General features: G+C 71.4%; 3 protein-coding genes. All 3 read left to right on the forward strand.

Annotation, left to right across the window (positions count from 1 at the left end; translation table 11 throughout):
- On the forward strand, positions 1-1,014 hold a 1,014-nt coding region (locus M8A51_RS26070), incomplete at its 5' end, for a branched-chain amino acid ABC transporter permease (protein ID WP_251781543.1).
- Between the two features lie 5 nt (positions 1,015-1,019).
- The gene (locus tag M8A51_RS26075) at positions 1,020-2,858 is read left to right on the forward strand and encodes a branched-chain amino acid ABC transporter ATP-binding protein/permease (protein WP_407062266.1); all 1,839 of its coding nucleotides are present in this window, start codon (positions 1,020-1,022) and stop codon (positions 2,856-2,858) included.
- 133 nt (positions 2,859-2,991) lie between these two features.
- Positions 2,992-3,705, forward strand: coding sequence for an ABC transporter ATP-binding protein (locus M8A51_RS26080; RefSeq protein ID WP_251781544.1), 714 nt, complete (start codon positions 2,992-2,994; stop codon positions 3,703-3,705).

Raw genomic sequence — 3,705 nt, forward strand, 5'->3', positions numbered from 1 at the left:
CTGCTGCTGGACGGCGTGACGAACGGAGCGATCTACGCGCTGCTGGCGATGGCCACGGTGCTGCTGTTCGCGGTGACGCGGGTGATCTACATCCCGCAAGGCGAGTACGTGGCGTTTGCGGCGCTGACGGTGGGCCTGCTGCAGCTGGGCCAGGTGCCCGGCACCGTGTGGTTCCTGCTGGCGATGGCCGCGCTGGTGGCGGTGCTTGACGCGTGGGCCGGCTGGCAAGGCGGGCAGGGCGTGGGCGCGGTGCTGCGGCAGGCCTTGCGCACGCTGGCCTGGCCGGTGGCGGTGTCGGCGCTGACGATCTGGCTGGCGCCGCAGCGCCCGCCGCTGCTGGTGCAGGCGCTGCTGACGCTGGCGCTGGTGACCCCGTTCGGCGGGCTGATCTACCGGCTGGCCTACCAGAGCCTGGCCGACGCCAGCGTGCTGGTGCTGCTGATCGTCTCCGTCGGCGTGCACTTCGCGCTCACCGGCCTGGGCCTGCTGTTTTTCGGCGCCGAGGGTTTCCGCAACCCCAGCTTCTGGGACGAACGCTTCGCGCTCGGCGCGCTGACGCTGTCGGGCCAGACCCTGATCATCTTCGCCGCCACCGCCGCGCTGATCGTCGGGCTGTGGCTGTTCTTCGACAAGAGCCTGCACGGCAAGGCCCTGCGCGCCACCGCCGTCAACCGGCTCGGCGCGCGCCTGATGGGCATCTCCAGCAACGCTGCCGGGCGGCTGTCGTTCACCATGGCCGCCTTCATCGGCGCGCTGTCCGGGCTGCTGATCGGGCCCACCACCACCGTCTTCTACGACAGCGGCTTCCTGATCGGCCTGAAGGGCTTCGTCGCCGCCGTCTTCGCCGGCCTGGCCAGCTACCCCGCCGCGCTGGCCGGTGCGTTGATCGTCGGCGTGCTCGAAGCCTACAGCTCCTTCTGGGCCAGCGCCTTCAAGGAAGTCATCGTCTTCACCTTCATCCTGCCCGTGCTGCTGTGGCGCTCGTGGCGCGACCCCCACACCGAAGAAGAGTGAGTCCCATGGAGCGCTCCGTGTCCCACCCGACCCCCCTGCCGGCTGCTCCGGCACCCGCCACGCCCTCACGCCGGGGCTGGAGCGTGCACCGCCGCGGCATCGCCGGCTTCGCCGCCGCCATGGCGGTGCTGCCGCTGCTGCCCGTCCCCGAGTTCTGGATCACCCAGCTCAACTCCATCGGCCTGTACGCCACCGTCGCGCTGGGGCTGGTGCTGCTGACCGGCGTCGGCGGGCTCACCTCCTTCGGCCAGGCCGCGTTTGTCGGCATCGGCGCCTACACCAGCGCGTATCTGAGCACCGCCTGGGGCGTCTCGCCGTGGCTGACCCTGTGGGCCGGGCTGGCGCTGACCACCGTGGGCGCGCTGCTGCTGGGCTGGATCACGCTGCGCATGAGCGGGCACTACCTGCCGCTGGCCACCATCGCGTGGTGCCTGGCGCTCAACTACAGCATGGCCAACATGGACTGGCTGGGCAAGTACGACGGCCTGCTGGGCGTGCCCGCGCTGCAGCTGTTCGGCTGGGACTTGGGCGCCGGGCGCAGCCTGTACTACCTGATCTGGGCGGTGGCGCTGCTGGGCGCGGTGGCGCTGGTGCACCTGCTCGACTCGCGCCCCGGGCGGGTCATCCGCGCCTTGAAGGGCGGCACCACGATGGCCGAGGCGATGGGGGTGTCCACCTTCCGCTACAAGGTCACCATCTTCCTGATCGCGGCTCAGTATGCGGCGGTGTCCGGCTGGCTGTTCGCGCACTTCCAGCGCACCGTCAACCCCTCGCCGTTCGGCATCAAGTGGGGCATCGAGTACCTGTTCATGGCGGTCATCGGCGGCGTCGGCAGCGTCTGGGGGGCGTTTACCGGCGCGGCGGTGGTCAAGCTGGTCGAAGACCAGTTGCAGGTGCTGCTGCCGCGGCTGATCGGCACCAGCGGCAACTACGAGATCATCGTCTTCGGCATCGTGCTGGTGCTGGTGCTGAAGTACGCCCCGCAGGGGCTGTGGCCCAGCCTGGCGCGCTGGCTGCCGCGCAGCACCCGCGTGCGCGACTGGGCCGACGCGGCGCCGCTGCCCGAGCGCGACAAGCCGCCTGCGGGCGCACCGCTGCTCGAGGTGCAGGCCGTGCGCAAGCAGTTCGGCGGGCTGGTGGCCGTCAACGACGTCAGCTTCGAGGTGCGCGCCGGCGAGATCGTCGGGCTGATCGGCCCCAACGGCGCCGGCAAGTCGACCACCTTCAACCTGGTCTCGGGCGTGCTGCGCCTGAGCGCGGGGCAGGTGCGCTGGCGCGGCGAGCGCGTCGACGGGCTGCCCAGCCGCGAGATCGCGCGACGGGGGCTGTCGCGCACCTTCCAGCATGTGCGCATGATCCCGGAGATGACGGTGCTGGAGAACGTGGCGCTGGGCGGGTACTTGCGCAGCCAAGCCGGCTGCGTGCGCGCGATGCTGCGGCTGGAGCGCGACGAGGAGCGGCGCCTGTTCAAGGAGGCCGAGCGGCAGCTGCAGCGCATCGGCATGGCCGAGCAGCTGCACGAGCTGGCCGGCAACCTGGCGCTGGGGCCGCAGCGGCTGATGGAGATCGCCCGCGCGCTGGCCACCGACCCGGCGCTGCTGCTGCTGGACGAGCCGGCCGCGGGCCTGCGCCACCAGGAGAAGCAGGCGCTGGCGGCGGTGCTGCGCCAGCTCAGGCAGGAAGGCATGAGCCTGCTGCTGGTCGAGCACGACATGGACTTCGTGATGAACCTGACCGACCGCATCGTCGTGATGGAGTTCGGCACCTTGCTGCTCGAGGGCACGCCGCAGCAAGTGCAGGCCAGCCCGGCCGTCAGGGCCGCCTACCTCGGCACGGAACATTGAGTCCCCCGTACCGGCTGCGCCGGCCCCCGAGGGGGCGCCACCGGCGGACCGGCCAAGCCGGATCCGCGGTGGCCGCTGGAAGGGGCCGCGGCGTGCCTGCCGGGCTGACTGACGCCAGACGGAGAAGAACGCGATGGAACCACTGCTGGAAGTGACGGACCTGCATGCGGGTTATGGCCGTGCCGAGGTGTTGAGCGGGCTGAGCCTGGCCGCGCCCAAGGGCGGGGTGGTCACGGTGATCGGCCCGAACGGGGCGGGCAAGTCGACGCTGCTGAATGCGTTGATGGGGGTGTTGCCGTCGCGCGGCTCGATCCGCCATGACGGGCGCGAGATCGGCCGCATGAGCCTGGAGGAGCGGGTGCAGCGCGGCATCGCGCTGGTGCCGGAGACGCGCGCGCTGTTCGCCAGCATGCCGGTGGAGGACAACCTGCGCCTGGGCGCGTGGCGCCTGCGCGGGCGCACGCCGGGCAATGACCTGGCGCGGGTCTACGAGATCTTCCCGCGGCTGCAGGAGCGCCGCGCGCAGCTGGCGGGCACCTTGTCGGGCGGCGAGCGGCAGATGCTGGCGATCGGGCGTGCGCTGATGGGCCGCCCGCAGCTGCTGATGCTCGACGAGCCCAGCCTGGGGCTGGCGCCGCTGATCGTCAAGGAGATCTTCCGCATCATCGAGCGGCTGCGCGAGACGGGCGTGACCCTCCTGCTGGTCGAGCAGAACGCCCGTGCAGCGCTGCAGGTGGCCGACCACGCCTATGTGCTGGAAACCGGCCAGATCGCCCTGCACGGGCCCGCCGCCCAACTCGCCACCGACCCTCGCGTCGTCGAGACGTATCTGGGAGCCAGGCGCTGA

The sequence above is a fragment of the Caldimonas mangrovi genome (genome assembly GCF_023721835.1).
Lineage (GTDB): Bacteria > Pseudomonadota > Gammaproteobacteria > Burkholderiales > Burkholderiaceae_C > Caldimonas > Caldimonas mangrovi.

Bases quoted from the DNA above. Each gene is read 5' to 3' on its own strand.
- M8A51_RS26075 (WP_407062266.1), top strand. From the start codon at position 1,020: ATGGAGCGCTCCGTGTCCCACCCGACCCCCCTGCCGGCTGCTCCGGCA.
- M8A51_RS26080 (WP_251781544.1), top strand. From the start codon at position 2,992: ATGGAACCACTGCTGGAAGTGACGGACCTGCATGCGGGTTATGGCCGT.